This is a genomic window from Pollutimonas subterranea, assembly GCF_002849655.1.
GTDB classification, from domain to species: Bacteria; Pseudomonadota; Gammaproteobacteria; order Burkholderiales; family Burkholderiaceae_B; genus Pollutimonas; species Pollutimonas subterranea.
Map to the genome: position 1 here is coordinate 69,407 of NZ_PDNW01000003.1, position 20,922 is coordinate 90,328.

Sequence of the window (20,922 nt, forward strand, 5' to 3'; positions counted from 1 at the left end):
ATGAGCCAGGAAAACACGTCCGATCAAGCCGCGCCACAGGCGGCTAACAAGGTAGCGCCGGAAACCGTGGCGCTGCGCGCTCCGCCTCGGCCCGTCACGCGGCTGAACCGCCGCACGCTGGCGATGCTGGTGGGCGGCCTGTCGGTGGCGGTGCTGGGCGCCACGATCTGGTCGCTGCAACCGCACCGGCGCAGCGCAGGCCAGCAGACCGAGCTTTATAACGTGGACCGGGTATCGAAGTCGGAAGGGCTTGATGCACTTCCGGCCGACTACTCTTTGCTGCCCCAACCGGACTTGCCGCCGGAGGTGCCTGAACTCGGGCCACCGCTGCCGGGTGACTTGGGGCCAGCCATCGTGAACGCGCAACAGCCGGCGGTGGCCACCTATGCGCCGCCGGGTGTGGATGCACAGGCCGCTGAACGGGAGGCACGGCGCAATGAAGCCGAAGCGGCGGCCGCGTCGTCGGTGTTCTTTAGCTCGGGTCAGGGCCAGTCTGGCCAACCCTCGGCGACGGTCGCGCAGGCGATGCCTGTCGCCCCTGGCATGGACAACACCTTGGCCGCTTTCGACCCGCTGGCCGCGGGCCCGGCCTCGACGGCGGCGCAACCCACCGACCCCGCCGTCGCGCAAAACCGGCAAGACCAGAAAGAAGCCTTCCTGCAATCCGGTTCCACACAAACCCGTAATGCCGGAAACCTGCAATTGCCCGCCTCGCCGTATCAGGTCATGGCCGGTACGGTGATAGCCGCCGCGCTGGTCACCGGCATCAAGTCCGATCTGCCCGGCGACGTAATCGGCACCGTCACCGAGCCGGTCTACGACTCCGCGACCGGCACACACCTGCTGATTCCACAAGGTTCGCGCATCCTTGGGCGCTACAACAGCCAGGTGAGCTACGGGCAAAGCCGCGTGCAGGTCGTGTGGAACCGCATCATCCTGCCCGATACCTCCTCGCTGACGCTGGACAACCTGGTTGGCACCGACCCGGCCGGCTACGCTGGCCTGGAAGATGACGTGGATTGGCATTGGGATCGCATCCTCGGCGGGGCGGTGCTGACAACGCTGCTGGGCGTCGGCGCCGAGCTGGCCGCGCCCGAGAACCGCCAGGATGGCGACCGCATCATCATCGCCGGGCGCGACAGCGCGCAGGACAGCATCAATCAGGTCGGCCAGGAAATGACGCGCCGCAACCTCAACATCCAGCCCACCTTGACCAGCCGTCCCGGCTTGCCGGTGCGGATTATCGTTAATAAGGATCTAGTGCTGCGGATTTACCAGCCATTGTTCTTTAATAAGGGGGCTTCACAATGAGTACCACCAGAAAGCTGCGGTTGGGGCCGCTTGCCGCGCCCGACCAGTCCGGCAGTGACGCACGTTTTGATGGCCACCTGCGCCAATGTGCAGGCAGCGTCAACGAGGTGAGTCAGGAAATGACCTGACGCAACATGAATATCCGCCAGGGCCTGCCGGCGCGCTTCGTGGTGAATCGCGATGCCAATTTGTGGCCGTATCGGCCTTGGTTTATCAATCGCTGAGGACAAAATGACGACAAAGCTACGTTTAGGCCCGCTGCCGCGTCGGGAGAGCGTGAAGTTCACGATCAGCTTATCCGCACAATTAAAAGATGAACTGGAGCGCTATGCCCTTGCGCATAGCCAGTTGTATGGGGAAAAGGTCGATGCGGTGACCTTGATTCCGCACATGCTAGAACGGTTCATGACTAGTGACAGAGGGTTTAAAAGGTTAAGATAAAGTAACTTTGGGATTTCTTGGGGCTTTCGGCTATCTACAGTCGTCCACAATTTGTGGCTACATAGATGCCTGAGGAGCAGCGAGCACGCCCGTGATAACTGATAATCAGCTGAAGATGCCTGTATGAAGTATGTTTGATATGGGGGCTATCCGTTGTTCAACTGCACAACCGTAAATAACGAATAAGTATTCCAGTTTGGACCGTCTGACAATATTGCGTCTTTTAGCCTTGATGGGTCGAATAGAAATGGCAGCAACGATAACCTTGAAAAAGGGAGGGCCAGCAGGCTTTCTTTCCCAGTTTTCTCTTGAACGACGAATGCTTTTGCGTGCGGAAAGATCAAAGGGAATTCCTTCTCTCCGGGCTGGGACCGACAGCACGGGACATCCTGTGCTGATTAAGACTTGGGCCCGTGAAAACTCCGATGGGGTTATTCGCGATATCTGGCAAAATGAAATTAGACAGTTGCATCGTTTAGCTGGCTATCCAGGCGTGGCTGACTATATTGTAGAGTTGCAGGGGACTGGAGAAGACGAAGCAGGCTTTCATCTAGTGCTTAATCCAGGGCAACGTAGACCGTTGGCGTCGTTCCTGCAGAACGATGATTCAGGTGCATGGCTGGCTAGGGCGAGATCCCCTCAAAGTCGCATGACAATATGGAGAAACCTTCAACGTATAGCAAATGGTCTGGATTTGCTGCATTCACAGGGCCTCTTGCATAGAAATTTGAATGCGTGGTCTGTTTTGACCACCGGAAATGAAGAGCCGGATTTCCAATTGACTGGGTTTGAATGGTCAATGCGGCTCGTTGGCTCGGATACGCAACTGTTGCCTCGCGGGCCGTCGGGTGTGGAGTTAAGCGAGTCGTTTACGCGTGACTGGCAGCAATTTGGCGCGTTAGCGTCCACGCTCTTAGCCTTTGACTCAAAGAGACTCGCAAATCTTTCGCTGCCAAATCACGAAGTTTCAGAATACGCTTCTGCAGATGAAACAAGGCTTCTCCGAGAACTCTTGCAATTGATCCCAGCACGCCGAATTGATGGTCAGCTAGTTGAGGAACGTATTTCCGCGATTGTCACTGTGCTATCAATGCGCGCGCAGAAAAAAGAGCAGGGGTTTCACTTCGTCCTCGCTCTTGGGCGCTCTAACCCGCTTACCAATGCGATTCGAGAAGCGTCAGGCCAGGAAATAGAGGTTGACGATGTGTCGTCGCAATTTGAGTTTATCAAAAGTGACTTATACAGCCCGATCGCTTTAGCGACAAAAACCCGTGGGAAAACCAACGGATTTAGCTTGCGTCTCCGGGGCCGAAATCTTACATATGTCCTTGAAGCCTACAACGGCGGACAGGGAAACAATGCGTCTAATTGGGACTTTGCATATTGTGCCCGTGCTGACCTTGACTTGCCGTTTGAAGACTTAATTATTAAACGCATCGAACTTAATCCTGAAAGTTTGCAGCTAATTAAGTTAACGGATGCGAAAGCATTATATCGTCGCTTTCGAGGGAGGGTTGGTGCTTGGGAAAGTCTGAGGCAAGAGCTACGGCCCTTGACGGAAGATCAGACTGCACCGGCTCAGATGCGCAAGTCGCTGATGCTGACACAAGTGATTGAGTACTTGTATGCCGCGTCTGAAATGTTCCCGGTGAAGATAGTCCGAACTGAGTCGGTAGAGATGGATGATGAGGGAGGGCGTATCGCATTATTTGTCACCCCTCGCGAAGATTCGGATCGTGAGCGTCTTGCTGAAGCCTTAGGACTTGCTGTACCGAGTCGCCGTCTCAGTGAGGTGGTTGAATCTGATCGTGCTGAGGATACATTTGGCGGGCCAGTCACTTGGACCCTGACTGATAAGCCTCTTCTCGGGGACCGGTCAGCGCAGAATACTGAGTGGAGGTATGAGGCGAAACGGTCTACGCAGGATGGTTCAACTGAGTATTGCTTTCGAGGCGACGGCCTAGCGCCAACCATAGCAGATGCGTTCTTGATCGCTGACAGTTCGATTGGACGAGACTCCCAGCTCAAACGTAGGCTTCGAAGTTTCCAAGTCTTGGCAGAGCATGCCGAGTTGTCGCAGATGCTGCTGGATCCAAGGTCGCGGATATTAAACAGCGAGGAAACTGTTGAAGAGGACGAGGATTTTCTGGCGCTTGATCAGTCTAAGCAAAAAGCACTCAAGCTCGCTATTGAGACCCTTCCTCTTTTTTTAGTTCAAGGGCCTCCTGGTGTCGGTAAGACCCGTTTGGTAAGGGATCTCGTGAGAAGACGCTTCACAGAAAATGAGTCAACTCGACTTCTATTGTCCGCTCAGAGTAACTACGCTGTTGATCACCTTCTTAGTGCAATACAAGAAATCTTTTCAAACGAGACCGTAGAGTCTCCATTGATTGTGCGGTGCACAGCAAAGGATAAGACGGAACAGGGAAGCGAATTCGATGTCGGTCAGCAAACTAAAAAAATGCTTTCAAATCTACTACGAAGTGAACTTTATGCAAACGCGACGCCGAATATGCAGAGTCGGCTGGCGCAGCTAGGAAGGAGTGTTGGGCTTGGAGATGAAACAGGCCTTCCTAGCGCCGACGGTTTGCCAGCGGAGTCAATGGAGTATGCACGGCGGGCGCTCGAAGGATTGGTTCTGCGGGCCGCAAATCTTGTATTCGCCACAACTAATTCTGGAGACTTAGAGCGCCTTATTGAGGAGCGCGCTCAATTTGATTGGGCGATTGTAGAGGAGGCAGGCAAGGCAACCGGAGGAGAACTGGTAGCGCCTATGCTTTTGTCTCACCGGCGCTTAATGATTGGAGATCACCAGCAGCTTCCTCCCTTTGGAACAGAGCGTCTTTTGAAGTTATTCGAAAAGCCCGAGTCTGTTCGAACAGCCCTCAAGCTTGGTGATCCAATGGTCGGTCGCACATTTCGTGACACTACCGTAGATGGAATTTTCGTTGATGGAGATGAGGCCAGAAATGAGGAGACTGATCGAACTTTTTCAGATCTTTGTGCGATGGCGAGTAGGAATTTCACGTTGTTCGAAACAATGATCGAAAATGAGTTTGACGTACAAAGGTCTAGCCGAGGACGGCGACCTATTGCAACTCAATTGACTGCACAACATCGCATGCATCCTGCGATTGCAAGCATCATTTCCACATGCTTCTATGACGAACTTACTACGGATCCTGCTCGCGAGAGGGAATTCCGATCGGACCCGTCGCCAGTTAGTTCGATTGACGTGTCTCGGTTACCTGATGCACCCGTCGTTTGGGTTGACATGCCGTACTTGCAAAATACCATCGGAATGAAGAGGGCCGAACGTTTGCCACGCTATTGCAATGATCAAGAGGTCGATGCCGTAATACGCGTTCTAGAAATTATGAGATCAAACCCGAGGGCTGGGAAACAGGCGTCCTTAGCAGTGCTTTCGCCCTATAAGCGTCAAGTAGATCTTTTGTCAAAAAAAATCCTTTCCTTACGCTCAAATGACTTGAGCCATTTGTCGTCATTTTCGTCAGGAGGTCGACAAGAGGATTTTTGTAATACTGTTGATTCGTTCCAAGGGAATGAAGCCGATCTTGTGGTTGTATCACTCGTTCGAAATAATAATCACGGCTCGATATGGACGGCACTGGGTTTTCTTGCAGACGAACGGCGCATGAATGTTCTTTTGAGTAGGGCGAGATGGAAGCTGGTCGTGGTGGGCAGCCTTGATTTTTTAACGGCCATTTCACAGACCCCAAAGTCTGCTGAGGATGCGGAAAGAAGTGACTTTCTGAACAAGCTATTGAAGCTGATACGAACGGCGGACTCCCCGGACTTTGCTGTTGTGCCATACAAAAAACTCTGTAGAGGGCTGTAATGATGGTGGTGAAAGTTGCTGTTCCGGTTCTTAGAGGAAAGTTGAGTGTATTGCTTGAAAAGGGACGTCCATGGAGCCTAGTTGAGCATTTGATCTTGGAAGCCCTTTCACGGAGCGAGTTTTCGGCTACTGAACTGGCTGCACAGGGGCAGATTCCTCGTCGGGTTGTAATTGAGTCGATTATTCGGCTAATGCGGGCTGGGTGGGTGCAGCTTTCCAAGCATGAAAATACTATGTGCTTCTCAGCCACTGAATCTGGTAAAGAGGTAGCATTTTTTTCGGAGCTTCCAAATTTTCCTAAGCGCGTTCGCAAGTCGATTAGTTTCATCGTTGACCAAGCCGTGGGCCAGGTGTTCCGTAACCGAGAGTGGATCGTCGAAACGGAAGGTGTTGTTCGAGAGCGTACTAAGAATGACACTTTAGTTTGGATTCACCCAGAGAGTGAGGGGCTAAAGATAGATCCAGGCGCTTTTACGGCATCTCTATTGGAAGATGATGAAAAGCTTATCGATGCTGCGTCAGCTGGGGTCTCAAGAAGATTTGCACTTTTAACTGTTCGTGGTGAAATAGTTGAAGGACTTCCGGATCGAGAGCTTCCGGAGCTTCGCAAGATTGTCTTGCAGGCTGCCAAAAGCTTTCCGGTATCTTCAAAGCCTGAGCAAAAGTTGTATTCCGTCCCAGGTATAACTGCTGGGTCTGGTAAGGCCGAGACAGTAGATCGTCGCATTCATTTTGATCTGAAAGACCTGATACTTGATGGTGAAGCTCACAAGAAGGCTATTCTTAAGGTTCTTCATGATGCTAAATCAAGAATATATATACATTCGACATTTATTGGAAAAGATAGCTTCATGGGGCTGCTTCCGCACATGGAGGCTGCGATAAAACGTGGTGTTCAAATTCACGTCTTATGGGGGCAAAATGATGATCCGGAAGAGTTAATATCAACAAGAAGGGCGATTGGTGAGATTCGGGAAGATGATCGTATCCGAGATGTTAGTGGCTCATTGATTATTCACCCGTTTTCAACAAAATCACATGCAAAGATTATTGTTGCTGACTCTAAAGTAGATGGGAGGTTTGTCGCTTTTGTTGGCTCCTGCAACTGGCTGTCGTCAGGGTTCCATAGCTACGAAGCCTCAATTCGCTTAAGTGATCCTCAGATCGTAGCGGATGTTGTTGATAATCTGGCACGTTTAGTGTGTGCGGAGAACGGCATTTGGTCTGAGTTGATTACTGAGTTTGTGAACCTGAGTAAGCTGTTGAGAAAGCAGCCGCCCACGCAACCTCCTAATGCCGTTGCTCGCCTTGTAATTGGGCCAAGACACGGCGATTATATTTTGCGAGCTCGTGATGAAGCCACGTCGCGTGTTTTCTTAACCAGCCACAGATTGGGGCCGACTGCCTATCCTTCGGTGTTCTCCGCAATTGGTGCGCTAGCTGCGAAAAATGGAATCATGGCGGAATTGTATTTTGGACGATCGACGGGAGCGGTAAAGAATCGCCATACGGTGCAGGCAATCAATGATGCGGCGACTTCGGGCGTGACGCTTGTGCCGGTCTCATCGCCAAGGTTGCACGCCAAGATTTTAGCGTGGGATTCTCGTTCCGCGCTCTTGACTAGTTTAAATTGGCTATCTGGCGACCCGGTTGATGGGGTGGACGTTAAAGAGCTTGGCGTATTCATTGAGGCTGACGGGGTGGCATCTAAAATTATTGATAATTTCGAATGTGCGAAAGAATGAGTGGCACCATCACTTCAAGTTGACCCGAGAAGTGCGTTGGCAGAAAGTTACGCCAACTTTCTGCATCATGAGGTGCGTTTGGTTAAGACACCCGCTGAGCCAGAAGGGTCTGTCCTTGCTCGGTAATTCGATACTTTTGCAGGCGGCTATTGGGCTTGTCCGGTATGGTCATCCCAAGTAAACCTGCGTCAAGCGCTGGCTGTAGATAAGCCATGCGAAAATGTTTGCGATCTTTCAGCCCAAGCGCGTCCATTAGTTCCGTTCGGGTTTGCTCACCTTGAATCACGACAAGTAAGTCCCCGGCTTGGGGGGTGACTTGGGGGGGTGACTTGGGGGGTATCTTCGCCACGTGCCAGAACTTGAAGTAGCTCGGCTTCAGTCATAGGTTTACTCAATTGCAAAGAGCTGTTTGATCAGGTTGTCTTCAGATCATAGACGACTTCGGTAAGGATAATGGATCTATGCTGGAGACGTTCCAGGCGTTCTTTGATGGAAAGACCGAAGAACTCAGCCATGGGACACCAGAGCGCTGATTTCCTGTGCCATCCAGGTCGGCAGGCGTGCACGTGCTGAAGTCACTTTTTCCATTTCAGCGGGTGATAGTTTGGCGCGCAACGTACGTATTGCCTTACCGGACCTTTCTGGTCCCAGCCAGGCCAGGGCACGCACCACATCGCCAGCGGCGCGACCCGGGTAAATCAATTGCCATCCCGGGGCATGGCGCAGTTCTACTTTTTGTGCCCCTAGCTTCAAGCGTCGGCTTGGGCCGGATGTCAGGTAGATGGCCTGCATAGGAACTTGCGTCGTGAGACCGAGTGTATTGGCGGAGGACGCACCGTGCGGCACGATAATTTCGCCACGTTGTTTAGCCAGATTTTCGACCATCTTGGCTGTTGAGGGCGCACGGGTGCCAAAGCGGTTTTCGATCGGCAAGACATAGATGCCACGGCTCGCACGCAACAACGGACCCCGCTGAACGAGGCGGGACAGGGCTTGATCTACGGCAGCGCGGTTGCCCAGGTGCAGTAGCTCTTTTGCGACCAAAGGCGCGCCCTCCGGTAAGCCGGTAGCGTGCTCAAGTATTTTTTGGGAAAGGGTCTGCATAAGGTTGCCTCCTGATTGGTAGAAATATAGCAAAGTTTCTGACACTTTTTAATATGAACGGAAGATCGTATGGCTTGCGTGTATCATGGATTGTCTTGGGAGTCTTTGCCGTTATTGGAGGCAACCTTGGACACTGAAGCCATCGTCATGGAGACGTTATTGGCTCGTCAAATGAGTCGGATTGCTTGTCGAGGAGGGAGACAAGATGCGTCACCTCCTGTATCCTTATATTCTGATTGATAATGGTGTTGCATAACGTTTACGCCCCGCAATTCGCTCCATCTCCCGCGCCAGCAAAAGATCTGCGTTTCTGACGGTAAAAGCGACGATAAAGACACATCTCGATCACATCCAAGTCCTTTAACCATGCGGGTTGCGAGACCTATTGATGATGGAGTGGGAATGATCCCACGTCTGGCATCGCTAGGCACCTGATGGCATGAAATGCCGCTAAGCCCGCGTAATTGCGGGCTTTTTTGTGTTTTTGTCTGGCACGTTCTGACAATAGGAGGAAGCGTCAAGCACCGTTTTAGCATGGCATTAAAGCTGATGCTATCGACCGACGATACCATGATGAAAGCCGATATCATGTCGCCTTTTTCGTTGATTGCACGGTATCGAAATTAGTTGAGCCCTTTTTTTATTGATTTAATTTGTGTGTCTTTTGTCAGCTTTCAACATGGTATCGGAATCGAGAGAGGATAAGGTGAGTGCTGACCGATACCAAGCTGCGCAATCTCAAGCCGAGGGACAAGCTCTACAAGGTGAATGACCGGGAAGGTCTGTACGTGGCCCTGACCCCAGCCGGCTCCATCTCGTTCCGTTATAACTACTCAATCAACGGTCGGCAGGAGACCATCACCTTTGGTCGCGACGGCGTCGGTGGCATCACCTTGGCAGAAGCCCGTGAACAGTTGGGTGACGCCAAGAAGATGGTTGCGGCGGGCAAGTCACCGGCCAAGGAAAAAGCCCGAGACAAGGCGCGGATCAAGGATGCAGAGACGTTCGGTGCCTGGGCGGAAAAGTGGCTGCGTGGCTACCAGATGGCCGACTCCACCCGCGACATGCGCCTTTTGGTCTATGAGCGCGAGCTAGAGCCGAAATTCAGCAATCAGAAACTGGTGGAGATCACCCATGAGGACTTGCGGGCGCTAACTGATGCCATCGTTGAGCGAGGCGCACCTGCCACCGCCGTTCATGTGCGTGAAATCGTGCTTCAGGTCTTTCGTTGGGCAGTTAAGCGTGGGCAGCAGAGCGGTATGGCGACCGTATCACCGTCAACGGCACTACCGAGTTCAAGGCGCAAGCAATCCGGGCGGCCGTGGATGGCAAACTGGCCATTACGTTTGCCGATCCGGCCCTGGAGAAGCGCCGCTAGGCGCTACTGCAAGATAATTTCAGCGCGACCAGAGAGCCAAGTGTTCCTGGTGTCGGGAAAGTGCAGAACGAGGGGCAGCGGCGGCGGTTACGCCGCAAAGGCCGGCACCTGCACCGACGCCCGCGCCGACTGAGCTGGCCCGTCGCAAAGCCAAGCTACAAGCCGAGTTGAGCGCCAAGAAGGAAAGGACAAACCAGCGCAAGGGGCGGGGTCGGTAGCCCTTGATATGCTTGAATGCAGTTTGTATAATTGATTTCACGGCAATCAACAGGAGGTTGCAGACATGAGAGCAGTAACGATCAGGAATGTGCCAGAAGAGGTGCATCGTGCGATCCGGGTTAGGGCGGCGCAGAACGGCCGTACATTGCAAGCCGAGATGTGCGAAATATTGGCTACCGCCGTGAAACCGGAAGGCCGGGTAAAGCTGGGCGACCTGCTGGCAGACATCGGGCGCAAGGTGAAATTAACCAACGAAGAAATGGCGGTTTTTGACCCTGACCATTCACCAGCCCGCGCAGCGAGTTTTGAATGATTCTGCTGGATACAAACGTTATATCGGAGCAGTTTCGAGCCGTGCCCGATGAAACGGTGATTGACTGGTTGAATCGTCAGCCGCTGGAAACGCTTTATCTGGCATCCATGACCGTGGCCGAACTGCGGGCCGGTGTTGCCCTGATGCCCTCAGGTAAGCGCCGGACAGTGCTCAGTGACAGCATCGAACACCAGGTGTTGCCGGTATTTGTGGGCCGGGTGTTGTCGTTTGATATGGCTTGCACACGCGCCTATGCCGATGCGCTGGCAGCCGCCCGCAAGGTCGGCAGCGGCATCGAGGCGGCTGATGCCGTCATCGCGGCGATTGCTCTGGATAGCGGTTTCAGCGTGGCGACAAGGGACGTAAGCTCGTTCCTGGCGGCCGGCGTGAAAGTCATCAACCCTTGGGAAGACCAAGAATAAAGCAGTTATGCGTGCAGGGTTGCACGCCACACACCGATCTCAACAGAAAATTGCAAGGGCGTGACGGTGTCGCCCGGGCGGGTACCTTGGCAGATTTTGGCGAACTGCCACGTGATGGCCCAACCCCACAGAAACACGTGGGGCAGATTAGCCGCAATAGCTAACTCATCACATCGAGAGGTACTCGGCCATGAAACGTGTCCGTTTTTTAGCGGCTAAAACCGCGCTTGCCGCCGTCCTGGCTGGCAGCATCATCACATCGACGCACGCTGGGCCTTCGCACGCAAGGCGATCGGCGCCGGCCACAGGACTGTCCTCAGCAACAGCCGTGCGCCTGAAAAGCTGGCAGGCGTGATCGGCCGTCTTGGCTCCGGTGCGTCGGCGGCCCCGGTCGCAATCGCTGCGGAAAAGCCTCTCGTCCTTCTTGCCGTGCCTTGGTCCCGGGTTGAGGCGGCCTTGCGCGGATTGGCTGAATGGCAGGGCCGGATTCTGATCGACGCGACGAACACGTTCAGGGACGGCACACCCGCACAGGGCCTCGTCGATTTTCATGGTGGCAGCTCCAGCGAGCATGTTGCTGCCTCGGCGCCCGGGGCTCGCATCGTGAAAGCGATGAACACGCTCTTCATGTGCAATTTCGCGGCTGAGGCGCGAGAAGGCCGGTTTCGACGGGCAGCATTTGTCTCGGAAGCCTCACAACGGGTGGATGCATCCAAGCGGTCGGTGGGCCGGTTGCGGGCCATGACTTCTTCCTGCCTTGGCTCGCGCCTCGCGCGTTATCCGTACAGAACAGTGACGACAGGAGGGTCTGACAATGAATGAGCCATCACAAGCAACAGCGACAGCCAGCATGTACAAGCAGTACATCGCCTGCCTGAATGCCCGTGCTTGGAACGAGCTTAGCGAATTCGTGGCCGCAGATGTGATCCACAATGGGCGCCCGCTCGGGGTGGATGGCTACCGGGCCATGCTTGAAGAGAATTTCCGAGACATCCCGGACCTTCATTTCAACGCCGATCTCGTCGTGGCGAATGAAAGTCATGTCGCTTCACGGCTTCGTTTCGACTGCACGCCTGTCCAAGAGTTCCTTGGCGTTCCGGTCAATGGACGGCGCGTCGTCTTCCACGAACATGCTTTTTACACGTTGAGAGAAGGCAAGATCGCAGAAGTTTTCTCGCTCATCGATAAGACAGCAGTTGAAGCGCAGGTGAGGCCCTAACATGGCTACTCCCTTCACGATTCACATTTCCGACGACCGCCTGGTGCAAATCAGACGAAAGATTGACGCTTACGATCGGGATTTGCTCCCGGATGCCGAGGGCTGGACATCCGGCGTCGGCAAGGCCGACCCGCGACGGCTGGTCAGCAAGACGGCGACTGGGGCTCCGGCATCGCCACCCACATGGCGTATCGCAACCCCGACACTATTTTCGGCATCAACCTCAACATGGTCGCCATCAGAGCCGCGGATGTGCAGCGGGGGAATGCGCGAGGAATCTGGACGATTTCCGATCGCCTCGTGTTTCATCATGGCAGCCCGCTCGAGATCCTACAGGGATGGGGGATTTACCACGAAACCTACAGGAAGGTTTCCGGACGCTGGCGTTTTGCCAGTGTTCGGCTTGAACGGCTACTGGTGGAGCGCGTGGAAAGCACCGTTCCAGACAACGCCAAGACATCCGACAATACATCCACTACTACAATAACGACCGCATCAAGATCAAATTAAAAGGCCTGAGCCCGTTGCAATACCGAATTGAGGCCTTGGCTGTCTAGCTTTTAACTATCCAACTTTTGGGGTCAGTTCATTTTTACAGGGCTTTATATTCTGGATTGTCGCTTGGTGGTTCTCGCATTCTGGGGAATGCTGGAGGAACTCATGGCGATTCAGTTTGGTGCAATTGCACTTGGCGACGGATAATAGCGGCTACGTCATTTTTAGTACCATTTTTAGAAGTCCCCATGGAAATTAAAGTCAACTTTCTCGATAAGCTACGTCTTGAGGCCAAATTCGACGACTTCACGTTAGTGGCCGACCAGCCTATCCGCTATAAAGGCGATGGCTCGGCGCCTGGTCCCTTTGATTATTTCCTGGCTTCGTCGGCCTTGTGTGCCGCTTACTTTGTGAAGTTGTACTGCGTGACTCGCAATATTTCTACCGAAAATATCCGCCTGTCGCAGAATAATATTATTGATCCGGAAAACCGGTACCAGCAGATTTTCAAGATTCAGGTTGAGTTGCCATCGGATATCTCGGAAGTAGACCGCCGAGGTATTTTGCGCTCCATCGAGCGTTGCACGGTGAAAAAAGTGGTGCAAGCCGGACCCGAGTTTGTCATTGAAGAGGTAGAGAATTTAGATGCCGATGCTCAGTCGTTGCTGACGTTGAGGTCGGCAGCTGACGTCAGCACCTATATTGCGGGCAAGGATCTGCCGTTGGAGCAAACTATCGCCAATATGTCGGGCATTTTGGCGGGCTTAGGTATCAAGATAGAAATCGCTTCATGGCGCAATATCATTCCCAATGTGTGGTCGCTGCATATTCGCGATGCGCACTCGCCGATGTGTTTTACCAATGGCAAAGGAGCGACCAAAGAAAGCGCGTTGGCGTCGGCGTTGGGCGAGTATATCGAACGACTGAGTTGCAACCATTTCTATGCCGGTGCGTTTTGGGGCGAAGACATCGCTAATGCAGCGTTTGTACATTACCCGAACGAGCGCTGGTTCAAGCCTGGCCCTGAGGATGCGCTGCCAGCTGAAATTCTGGATGCGTACTGCCTGGAAATTTATAATCCTGATGGCGAGCTGTGTAGCTCGCATCTGTATGACACCAACTCTGGCAATATGCAACGCGGTATCTGTTCGCTACCGTATGTGCGGCAGTCGGACGGCGAAGTGGTGTATTTCCCGTCTAACCTGATCGAAAACTTATACGTCAGCAATGGCATGAGTGCCGGTAATACACTGGTTGAAGCGCAGGTTCAATGTCTGTCCGAAATTTTCGAACGGGCGGTCAAGCGCGAAATTTTGGAAGGTGAAATCGCATTGCCTGATGTGCCGCGCGAAGTGCTGGCGAAATACCCTGGCATTCTGGCCGGCATTCAGGGATTGGAAGAGCAGGGCTTTCCGGTGCTGGTGAAGGATGCGTCGCTGGGAGGGGTGTACCCGGTGATGTGCGTCACCTTGATGAACCCGCGAACTGGCGGCGTCTTTGCCTCGTTCGGCGCACACCCAAGCCTTGAGGTGGCGCTGGAACGGAGTCTGACGGAATTGCTACAGGGGCGCAGTTTTGAAGGCCTCAACGATTTACCTCAGCCCACCTTTGTCAGTGACGTCGTGACTGAGTCAAATAACTTTGTTGAGCACTTCATTGATTCCAGCGGTGTGGTGTCGTGGCGCTTTTTCAGCGCTAAAGCGGATTTCGAGTTTGTCGAGTGGGATTTTTCTGGCCAGGGTGAGAACTCCAATGCCGAGGAAGCAACAACGTTGTTAGGTATTCTCGAAGGCATGGGCAAAGAGGTATACATGGCGATGTATGACCAACTGGGTGCCATAGCCTGCCGGATTTTGGTGCCCGGCTATTCGGAAATATACCCAGTAGAGGATTTAATCTGGGACAACACAAACAAGGCGCTGTTGTTCCGAGCCGATATCTTGAACTTGCATCGCTTGGACGATGCCGGCCTGGCAGCACTGCTTGAGCGGTTGGATAATAATGAGCTCGATGATTACTCCGATATTGCCACTTTGATCGGCATCGAATTCGACGAGAATACGGACTGGGGGCAGCTAACAGTTCTCGAGTTGAAGTTGCTGATTAATCTTGCCTTGCAGCAATTTGAGGCGGCGCAAGAGCTGGTGGGTGCCTTCCTGCAGTACAACGACAACACGGTCGAGCGCGGCTTGTTTTACCAGGCCCTGAATGTGGTACTGGAGGTGCTGCTCGATGACGACCTGGTAATGGGCGACTACGCGGTCAACTTTCGTCGGATGTTTGGCAGCGCTCGGATGGACGCGGTAATGGGGGCATTGGACGGAAGCGTGCGCTTCTTCGGGCTAACGCCAACGAGTATGAAGCTGGAGGGTCTCGATAGACATCATCGTCGGATCGACAGCTACAAAAAATTGCATAAGGCGCGGGCTGCCGTGGCGGCTACAGGCAGTTAGGGTGACGAGTCGTGGCTGCACGCGTGTCGTAATCCTTACGTGCTTGGTCGATGGCGTTCAAGTTTTGTTCGGCCCATATCCAGACCCCGCAGAAAGCAGCTCCCAGCCCAAGGCCCAGATCCGTCAGGCGGTACTCCACCTTGGGCGGAACGACGGGATGTATGGTGCGTATGACCAAGCCGTCGCGTTCCATTGCACGCAGGGTCTGCGTCAACATCTTCTGACTGATGCCTGCCACCAATTTGGATAGTTGCGTGAAGCGCAGTTCGCCATGTTCCGCCAGGACGTCCAGAATAATCATGGTCCATTTGTCGGCGACCCGGGCAATCACTTGATTGACGAGTGCCTCGACACGCGGATCCAGCTTCTGGGCTTGGGCGAGCTTTTCCCTGACTTCAAGGTGCTTGGACGGATTCACAGCCATCATTTCTCTCTCAGTGAATGTTTATTCTCTCTTCTAGGTAAGTATATAACTTTTAAGTGTCTACTTCCTATTGGAGAGTGACTCTCTTATTATTCGTTATACACCAATAGATAGAACGAATGATAGGAGATCATGTAATGAATGAGTCCTCAAGACCGATACCGAGCGGCATCGCCAAGTTGTTCAATGTAGAGCAACGGGAAGCGCAGGCTGTCATAGCTGGCTTGCTGATGTTCTTCCTGCTGTTCACCGCCTATTTCATGCTGCGTCCCGTGCGCGAGACCATGGGAATCGCTGGCGGCGTGCGTAATCTTCAATGGTTGTTCACCGGTACGTTTGTGGCGACTCTGATTACATTGCCCGTTTTTGGATGGCTGGCATCCAGGCTCTCCCGACGAACACTGTTGCCATGGGTGTATGCCGGATGTGCGATGGTGTTGGTGATGTTTGCGGTAAGTTTCTGGATGGAACCGGACAACGTCTGGCTGGCCAGAGCTTTCTACATCTGGCTTTCCGTCTTCAATCTGATCGCCATATCTTTGGCGTGGAGCGTGCTCGCCGATGTCTTCGTGGCCTCACAGGCCAAGCGTACGTTCGCGCTGATTGCCAGCGGCGCCAGCATTGGCGGGCTGGCTGGGCCACTACTCGGAACCGTGCTGGTCGGCCCAGTGGGGCACGCAGGCCTGCTGCTTATCTCCGCGTCTCTGTTGCTGGCCAGTGCGGCCGCCGCTGCATGGTTGCATCGTTGGAGAGACGCTCATCCACAAGAGGAGGGTGCAGATACAACGGCTTCGCGGCGCAAGCCTCTGGGCGGTAATCCTTTTGCCGGCGCCACCGCGACGATGCGCTCTTCCTATTTATTGGGTATCACCTTGTTCGTATTGCTGTTGGCCAGCATCAACACCTTTCTGTACTTCGAGCAAGCCCGCCTGGTGGCCGAGTACTTCCCCGATCGGACAGAACAAACCCGGGTTTTCGGGATGATAGATGCGGTGGTGCAGGCCTTGTCGCTACTCATACAGGTGCTGGTGACGGGCCAGTTGGCAAAACGGCTGGGTGTTGGCGCGTTGCTCGTGTCGGTGCCCATCGCCATAGCCGCAGGATTTCTTGCACTGGCGGCTGCACCAGTGTTTACGGTGTTCGTCATCGTCATGGTCATACGCCGTGTGGGTGAGTATGCGCTGGTCAGGCCCGGCCGCGAGATGCTCTATACCGTGGTTCCGGCCGAAGAAAAATACAAAGCCAAAAACTTCATCGATACCGTTGTCTACCGGGGTGGTGACGCCATCAGTGGGTGGGTAAAGCGGGGGATCGATCTGGTCAGTGACAGCCCGGCTATTGCCATGATCATTGGCGCGCTACTGGCTGTCTGCTGGGGATTCTGCGGTTTTTTTCTAGGACGCCGCGAGCGGGCGTTCGAAGCATCACAGAAGCGCTCGGTAAGCCCAACGGGCATCATGATTTCGCCCATATTGAAAGGAGATAGTAATGCCATATAAGGTCCTGATTACCCTAAGCAACATGTGCCGTCCTATGCGTGCCACGCTCACCGCGGCGACGCTGGGCGCAGCCATGTTTGCCGGTATAGTCGAGGGTGCCGGTTCGAGTCAAGGGGCATCCCAGCAGGCTCGTGAAGCGATCTCGATGAGGGCAAGCGGCAACACCATTCTTATCACAGGAGGCGGTTCGGGTATTGGCCGCGAACTCGCCAGGCGGTTCAATGAACAAGGCAACACGGTCCTGGTGGTCGGGCGGCGTATGTCAACATTGCAGAAAACCATTGCAGGGCGAAAAAACATGAGCGCTTACGTGCTGGATGTCGATGACCCGGCTGCAATCGCTACCTTTACCAAACAAGTTGTGGTCGATCATCCGAAGCTCAATGTATTGATCAACAACGCGGGCATCATGCGTTACGAAGACCTGAGCAAGCAGCGCGACCTTAGCGATGCCGAAGCCCAGATCACAACCAATTTGCTCGGTCCCATACGGCTCACCAATGCATTGATCGATCATTTGAAAAGCCAGCCGAATCCAGTGGTGGTCAACGCGTCATCCGGCTTGGCATTCGTGCCCAGGTCGGACGCCGGAACTTACGGAGCCACGAAGGCCGCAATCCACTCCTACACCATGGCTTTGAGGGATCAGCTGAAGGGCAAGGTAAAGGTCATCGAAATCGTTCCGCCTGCCATCCAGACGGAACTTACTCCTGGGCAGTCCAGCCGCGAAGGCTTCATGCCGCTGGGCGATTTTATGGACGAGGTCATGGCCATCTTTGCGCAGCAGCCCACACCGGACGAGGTCCTTGTGTCGCGTGCCGTCTTTCAGCGCTGGGCCGAACGCGAGGATCGATTTGATCAGGCTTTCAAGGTGGTCAACGCTAAGGCCAGTGCGGTGCGTCGCTAATCAGGCGTGTTGTGCTTGTAAAACGAAACCGGCGGTGATGAAACATCAACGCCGGTTGTCATACTCGGTCCGGCAAATCTCCATTCTCCCTGATCCGCTCGAACCGGGCACGCAGCCACGCCTCGCCGGTCGCACGCGCATCGATCAGAATGTGCCTGTCGCAGGAATATGGCGTTGCGGTGTTCGCATATTTCTGTAGTGTGAGGAGGTTAAGATCGCAAGCTTGGCGTCACATGGCGGCGTTCTTTACGTAGCGCGTTGGCATCGGTGCTGCCGTATGCACCATGGCTTCGAACAATAAACTTTGCAGTAGGAACTGAAAATACGTGTTTCATGTCATCACCGCCAGTATTTGTTTCTACGTCATCTGGCGTTTTGTTTATCCACTACCGTGGAACACTGCAAGCAAAGTGCTGCTTGCCGTATTACTGCTTCTGGTGGCAGAACACCATCTGGTGACCCGGACCTTCTTTGGCTCCATGGCATCACCCGAGGTTCCGTCGGCGGTGCTCATCGTGTTGGGTTGGGCGTTCGGTGCCCTTATCCTGCTTGCCGTGCTTTTGTTGGTCAAGGACTTGATGGGATTGCTCTCCTATCCGTTCTTCGGCAAGCTTGGCCTGGCCTTGTTGTCGGCTCCCGGCTTGCTTTATGGCATGGGAGCTTCCGCCGTGGTGCTTGCGGGCGTAGGCGTATGGGAGGCCATCCGCATACCTGGCGTCAAGACCATAGAAGTCATTTTGCCGCGTTTGCCGCGGGAACTTGACGGTTTTCGGGTCGTGCAGTTAAGCGACCTGCATGCCAGCAGGCTGCTGCATGCGTCCTGGATGAAAGGGGTCGTCGAAAGAACCAATGCCTTGAATCCGGATCTGACGGTCATCACTGGCGATCTGACCGACGGCACGCCAGCGGCCCGCGCCCCAGATGTGCAGCCGCTGAAAAACCTCACCGCGCGGTATGGCGTGTTGGCGATACCGGGCAACCATGAATATTATGCCGACTACATGCGTTGGTTGCCCGCATTCGATCAGTTAGGCCTACGCATGCTGCTTAATGAACATGTGACGATCACCCACGGTGGCCGTGATCTCGTCGTAGCCGGCATCACGGATCACACGGCGGCTGTTTTCAAGCAAACGCCACCGAATCTCACGGCGGCGCTGGACGGCACGTCGCAAGCCGATCCGATAATTCTGCTTAGTCATCGTCCTATTGGCGCGGCGGCCAACGCCGCCGCTGGGGTGGACCTGCAGTTGTCAGGTCACACACACGGCGGACAAATCCTGGGCGCCCATGTATTGGCACAATGGGCCAATGAGGGCTTAGTTTCGGGACAGTACCAGGTGGATGGCATGCGCCTGTACGTAAGCAACGGCAGTGGCCTTTGGAATGGTTTTCCCATACGGCTGGGTCGCCGCTCGGAGATTACGCAAATCACGCTGCGAGCCACTGAAGATTCCGATACCGGGATTAAGCGAACCCAATGATCAGCCGGCCCGCATGGCCGCAGCCTCTTGCTGCTGCTTGGCCTGGGCGACAGACAGTTCGTGCGGCAGATCCACACCGTTCTTGACGGCAAGGATTTCAGCCATCACGCTCACCGCGATCTCGGCCGGTGTCTTGCTGTTGATGTGAATGCCTACGGGCCCCCGGAGACGCTCAAGCGATGCTTCAGTTTCATTAAAGTGCTCGATCATCCGGGCGCGCCGGCTCTGGCTATTGCGGCGCGAGCCGATGGCGCCCACGTAAAAGGCGGGGCTGTGCAGCGCCTCCAGCAGCGCTAGGTCATCGAGCTTGGGGTCATGGCTTAGCGCGATGATGCAACTGCGCTGATCGGGGCGGAAGGCGACCACCGCATCGTCAGGCATCTCGACCAGTTTCTTTACGCCGGGCAATGACCATGCATCCATGTATTCCACCCGCGGATCGCATACCGTTACGGAAAATCCGCTGAACAGCGCCATCGTGGACAGGTACTCGGTCAGCATGCCCGCGCCGATAAGCAGCATGCGGTATTCGGGGCCGAAGATGCTTGTGAGACGGCTGTCATCGAATTGCAGGTGTTCGGGCTCATCCGCATGGTCGAGTGTCACGCTTCCGTCCAGACGCGAGACCGTGCGGCGTACGAGTTCGCCGGTCTCCAGCCTTTGCACGAGCTCGGCCAATGAGTCATGCGGAGGGTCGAATTCCAGCAGCAGTTCCAAGGTGCCGCCGCAGGGCAGCCCGAACTGGTGTGCTTCGTCGGCACTCACGCCATAGCGCACTACTTGGGGCAATCCGTGGGGAATGCCCTGCGCCCCATGAGCGCGTGTATGGCGGAAGATCAGGTCGTCCTCGATACATCCGCCAGAAACCGAGCCGACGGCGCGTCCATCCTCGCGTAATGCCATCATGGCTCCTACCGGTCGTGGCGAAGATCCCCAGGTCCTGATGACTGTCGCCAGCAGCGCCCGATGACCATCAGCGCGCCAATCCCGCAAGGTGCGCAGGACTCTGACATCAATGCTTTCCATAACATCGCTCCTCGGCAGGTTCGGGATGAAGGGTGTGTAGCCGTGAAGCCAGAGCCTTCTCGGCATGTGCCAGGTTCTCCAGGGTATCAATATCTGCGGCGATTCCCGGATCATCCAGATGCAACTCCCGCAGCGCGCCCACCTGCCGAAACGCGCGTACGACGGAGGCCGCGCCGATATCACCGCGAAGCAAGGTCAGTGCCTCGAAGCATTCTGCGCGAAAGCCGACAGGATGACCCTGCTGCCCGTTCCAGAGTGGCGTGACCACCGGCTGCGCAGCCAGTTCCCGCGCCACGCGCAATAGGCTTTGTGCACGGACTAGCGGCAAGTCCCCGGGCAGGATAAGCCATCCTGCTGCATCCGCAGTGGCTCGCACGCCCCGGGCAATGGAGTCGCCCATTCCGGACAAGGCTGCACACGCTCCTTGTTCGGGACGTACGACATGGCAATCCAGGCCCGATGCGGCGACGGTGCGCAGCACGCGTTCCAGCACGGGCATGCCGCCGAGCAGGGCGTCCAGCTTGTGCATCGTGCCTCCAGACTGCCGAAAGCGACGGCCCTGACCCGCGGCCAGCACGATGACGATGGGCAATCGGGCTTGCGCTTGCTTGCTTGCCATAGGA

General features: G+C 54.8%; 19 protein-coding genes and 2 pseudogenes. 15 read left to right on the plus strand and 6 right to left on the minus strand.

The annotated features are described in order from the left end of the window. The 5 genes from CR159_RS04645 (at window position 1) to CR159_RS04660 (ending at window position 7,356) form a co-directional block, all read left to right on the plus strand. On the plus strand, window positions 1-1,311 hold the full coding sequence (locus tag CR159_RS04645; RefSeq protein ID WP_102072853.1) for a TraB/TrbI/VirB10 family type IV secretion system protein: 1,311 nt from the start codon (window positions 1-3) through the stop codon (window positions 1,309-1,311). Further along, the gene (locus CR159_RS22310; protein WP_439650486.1) at window positions 1,308-1,439 is read left to right on the plus strand and encodes a hypothetical protein; all 132 of its coding nucleotides are present in this window, start codon (window positions 1,308-1,310) and stop codon (window positions 1,437-1,439) included. The genes CR159_RS04645 and CR159_RS22310 overlap by 4 nt, the downstream gene beginning before the upstream one ends. 103 nt (window positions 1,440-1,542) lie before the next feature. Then, window positions 1,543-1,752, plus strand: coding sequence for a DUF2274 domain-containing protein (locus CR159_RS04650; protein ID WP_102072854.1), 210 nt, complete (start codon window positions 1,543-1,545; stop codon window positions 1,750-1,752). 196 nt (window positions 1,753-1,948) lie between these two features. Then, window positions 1,949-5,611, plus strand: a complete 3,663-nt coding sequence (locus CR159_RS04655) for an AAA domain-containing protein (protein WP_143705441.1) — start codon at window positions 1,949-1,951, stop codon at window positions 5,609-5,611. Next, the gene (locus tag CR159_RS04660) at window positions 5,611-7,356 is read left to right on the plus strand and encodes a phospholipase D-like domain-containing protein (RefSeq protein ID WP_102072856.1); all 1,746 of its coding nucleotides are present in this window, start codon (window positions 5,611-5,613) and stop codon (window positions 7,354-7,356) included. The genes CR159_RS04655 and CR159_RS04660 overlap by 1 nt, the downstream gene beginning before the upstream one ends. Before the next feature lie 82 nt (window positions 7,357-7,438). Here the strand turns inward: CR159_RS04660 and CR159_RS22315 are convergent, their stop codons facing one another. Together CR159_RS22315 and CR159_RS04670 are read right to left on the minus strand one after the other, a co-directional pair. Beyond that, window positions 7,439-7,705: a Fic family protein gene (locus tag CR159_RS22315; RefSeq protein WP_439650487.1), complete on the minus strand. Its 267-nt coding sequence runs from the start codon at window positions 7,703-7,705 to the stop codon at window positions 7,439-7,441. Between the two features lie 158 nt (window positions 7,706-7,863). After that, complete coding sequence (locus CR159_RS04670; RefSeq protein WP_102072858.1) at window positions 7,864-8,460, minus strand: DUF6088 family protein; 597 nt, start codon at window positions 8,458-8,460, stop codon at window positions 7,864-7,866. A 710-nt stretch (window positions 8,461-9,170) separates the two neighbouring features. Here CR159_RS04670 and CR159_RS04680 point away from each other — a divergent pair. From CR159_RS04680 to CR159_RS04700, 5 genes and pseudogenes are all read left to right on the plus strand, one after another. Beyond that, window positions 9,171-9,710, plus strand: a pseudogene (locus CR159_RS04680) (tyrosine-type recombinase/integrase); the annotation flags it as partial. A gap of 411 nt (window positions 9,711-10,121) precedes the next feature. Further along, window positions 10,122-10,370, plus strand: coding sequence for a FitA-like ribbon-helix-helix domain-containing protein (locus CR159_RS04685; protein ID WP_102072860.1), 249 nt, complete (start codon window positions 10,122-10,124; stop codon window positions 10,368-10,370). Further along, entirely contained in the window at window positions 10,367-10,792 is a 426-nt protein-coding gene (locus tag CR159_RS04690) for a PIN domain-containing protein (protein ID WP_102072861.1), read from the plus strand. The genes CR159_RS04685 and CR159_RS04690 overlap by 4 nt, the downstream gene beginning before the upstream one ends. Window positions 10,793-11,083: 291 nt before the next feature. Then, complete coding sequence (locus CR159_RS22200; RefSeq protein ID WP_369406246.1) at window positions 11,084-11,614, plus strand: NADPH-dependent F420 reductase; 531 nt, start codon at window positions 11,084-11,086, stop codon at window positions 11,612-11,614. Continuing rightward, complete coding sequence (locus tag CR159_RS04700; protein ID WP_102072863.1) at window positions 11,607-12,011, plus strand: ester cyclase; 405 nt, start codon at window positions 11,607-11,609, stop codon at window positions 12,009-12,011. The genes CR159_RS22200 and CR159_RS04700 overlap by 8 nt, the downstream gene beginning before the upstream one ends. Window positions 12,012-12,080: 69 nt before the next feature. Here the strand turns inward: CR159_RS04700 and CR159_RS21400 are convergent, their stop codons facing one another. Continuing rightward, complete coding sequence (locus CR159_RS21400; RefSeq protein WP_143705442.1) at window positions 12,081-12,323, minus strand: hypothetical protein; 243 nt, start codon at window positions 12,321-12,323, stop codon at window positions 12,081-12,083. Window positions 12,324-12,460: 137 nt separating this feature from the next. Here CR159_RS21400 and CR159_RS04710 point away from each other — a divergent pair. Together CR159_RS04710 and CR159_RS04715 are read left to right on the plus strand one after the other, a co-directional pair. Further along, window positions 12,461-12,568: pseudogene (locus CR159_RS04710) on the plus strand (IS3 family transposase); the annotation flags it as partial. A gap of 186 nt (window positions 12,569-12,754) precedes the next feature. Beyond that, complete coding sequence (locus tag CR159_RS04715) at window positions 12,755-14,959, plus strand: OsmC domain/YcaO domain-containing protein (RefSeq protein ID WP_102072865.1); 2,205 nt, start codon at window positions 12,755-12,757, stop codon at window positions 14,957-14,959. On the opposite strand, the gene CR159_RS04720 is transcribed toward CR159_RS04715, so the two are convergent. Then, a complete protein-coding gene (locus CR159_RS04720; RefSeq protein WP_199173239.1) occupies window positions 14,946-15,386 on the minus strand; it encodes a winged helix-turn-helix transcriptional regulator in 441 nt (146 codons plus the stop codon). The two genes, CR159_RS04715 and CR159_RS04720, sit on opposite strands and share 14 nt — an antisense overlap. Window positions 15,387-15,520: 134 nt before the next feature. Here CR159_RS04720 and CR159_RS04725 point away from each other — a divergent pair, with 134 nt between their 5' ends. The 3 genes from CR159_RS04725 (at window position 15,521) to CR159_RS04735 (ending at window position 19,273) form a co-directional block, all read left to right on the plus strand. Beyond that, window positions 15,521-16,882: an NTP/NDP exchange transporter gene (locus tag CR159_RS04725; protein WP_102072866.1), complete on the plus strand. Its 1,362-nt coding sequence runs from the start codon at window positions 15,521-15,523 to the stop codon at window positions 16,880-16,882. Next, on the plus strand, window positions 16,872-17,789 hold the full coding sequence (locus tag CR159_RS04730; RefSeq protein WP_233208172.1) for an SDR family oxidoreductase: 918 nt from the start codon (window positions 16,872-16,874) through the stop codon (window positions 17,787-17,789). Before CR159_RS04725 ends, CR159_RS04730 begins: the two co-directional genes overlap by 11 nt. Before the next feature lie 326 nt (window positions 17,790-18,115). Further along, on the plus strand, window positions 18,116-19,273 hold the full coding sequence (locus CR159_RS04735) for a metallophosphoesterase (RefSeq protein ID WP_102072867.1): 1,158 nt from the start codon (window positions 18,116-18,118) through the stop codon (window positions 19,271-19,273). Here CR159_RS04735 and CR159_RS04740 read toward each other — a convergent pair whose 3' ends face one another. Both CR159_RS04740 and CR159_RS04745 read right to left on the minus strand, forming a co-directional pair. Further along, window positions 19,274-20,299: an XdhC family protein gene (locus CR159_RS04740; protein ID WP_102072868.1), complete on the minus strand. Its 1,026-nt coding sequence runs from the start codon at window positions 20,297-20,299 to the stop codon at window positions 19,274-19,276. Continuing rightward, entirely contained in the window at window positions 20,286-20,918 is a 633-nt protein-coding gene (locus CR159_RS04745) for a nucleotidyltransferase family protein (protein ID WP_102072869.1), read from the minus strand. Before CR159_RS04745 ends, CR159_RS04740 begins: the two co-directional genes overlap by 14 nt. Window positions 20,919-20,922: the final 4 nt, after the last annotated feature.

Excerpts from the sequence above, each read along its gene's own strand:
- CR159_RS04645 (WP_102072853.1), top strand. The coding sequence starts at position 1 with ATGAGCCAGGAAAACACGTCCGATCAAGCCGCGCCACAGGCGGCTAAC.
- CR159_RS22310 (WP_439650486.1), top strand. The coding sequence starts at position 1,308 with ATGAGTACCACCAGAAAGCTGCGGTTGGGGCCGCTTGCCGCGCCCGAC.
- CR159_RS04650 (WP_102072854.1), top strand. The coding sequence starts at position 1,543 with ATGACGACAAAGCTACGTTTAGGCCCGCTGCCGCGTCGGGAGAGCGTG.
- CR159_RS04660 (WP_102072856.1), top strand. The coding sequence starts at position 5,611 with ATGATGGTGGTGAAAGTTGCTGTTCCGGTTCTTAGAGGAAAGTTGAGT.
- CR159_RS04670 (WP_102072858.1), bottom strand. The coding sequence starts at position 8,460 with ATGCAGACCCTTTCCCAAAAAATACTTGAGCACGCTACCGGCTTACCG.
- CR159_RS04685 (WP_102072860.1), top strand. The coding sequence starts at position 10,122 with ATGAGAGCAGTAACGATCAGGAATGTGCCAGAAGAGGTGCATCGTGCG.
- CR159_RS04690 (WP_102072861.1), top strand. The coding sequence starts at position 10,367 with ATGATTCTGCTGGATACAAACGTTATATCGGAGCAGTTTCGAGCCGTG.
- CR159_RS04700 (WP_102072863.1), top strand. The coding sequence starts at position 11,607 with ATGAATGAGCCATCACAAGCAACAGCGACAGCCAGCATGTACAAGCAG.
- CR159_RS21400 (WP_143705442.1), bottom strand. The coding sequence starts at position 12,323 with ATGATGAAACACGAGGCGATCGGAAATCGTCCAGATTCCTCGCGCATT.
- CR159_RS04715 (WP_102072865.1), top strand. The coding sequence starts at position 12,755 with ATGGAAATTAAAGTCAACTTTCTCGATAAGCTACGTCTTGAGGCCAAA.
- CR159_RS04720 (WP_199173239.1), bottom strand. The coding sequence starts at position 15,386 with ATGATGGCTGTGAATCCGTCCAAGCACCTTGAAGTCAGGGAAAAGCTC.
- CR159_RS04725 (WP_102072866.1), top strand. The coding sequence starts at position 15,521 with ATGAATGAGTCCTCAAGACCGATACCGAGCGGCATCGCCAAGTTGTTC.
- CR159_RS04730 (WP_233208172.1), top strand. The coding sequence starts at position 16,872 with ATGCCATATAAGGTCCTGATTACCCTAAGCAACATGTGCCGTCCTATG.
- CR159_RS04740 (WP_102072868.1), bottom strand. The coding sequence starts at position 20,299 with ATGGAAAGCATTGATGTCAGAGTCCTGCGCACCTTGCGGGATTGGCGC.
- CR159_RS04745 (WP_102072869.1), bottom strand. The coding sequence starts at position 20,918 with ATGGCAAGCAAGCAAGCGCAAGCCCGATTGCCCATCGTCATCGTGCTG.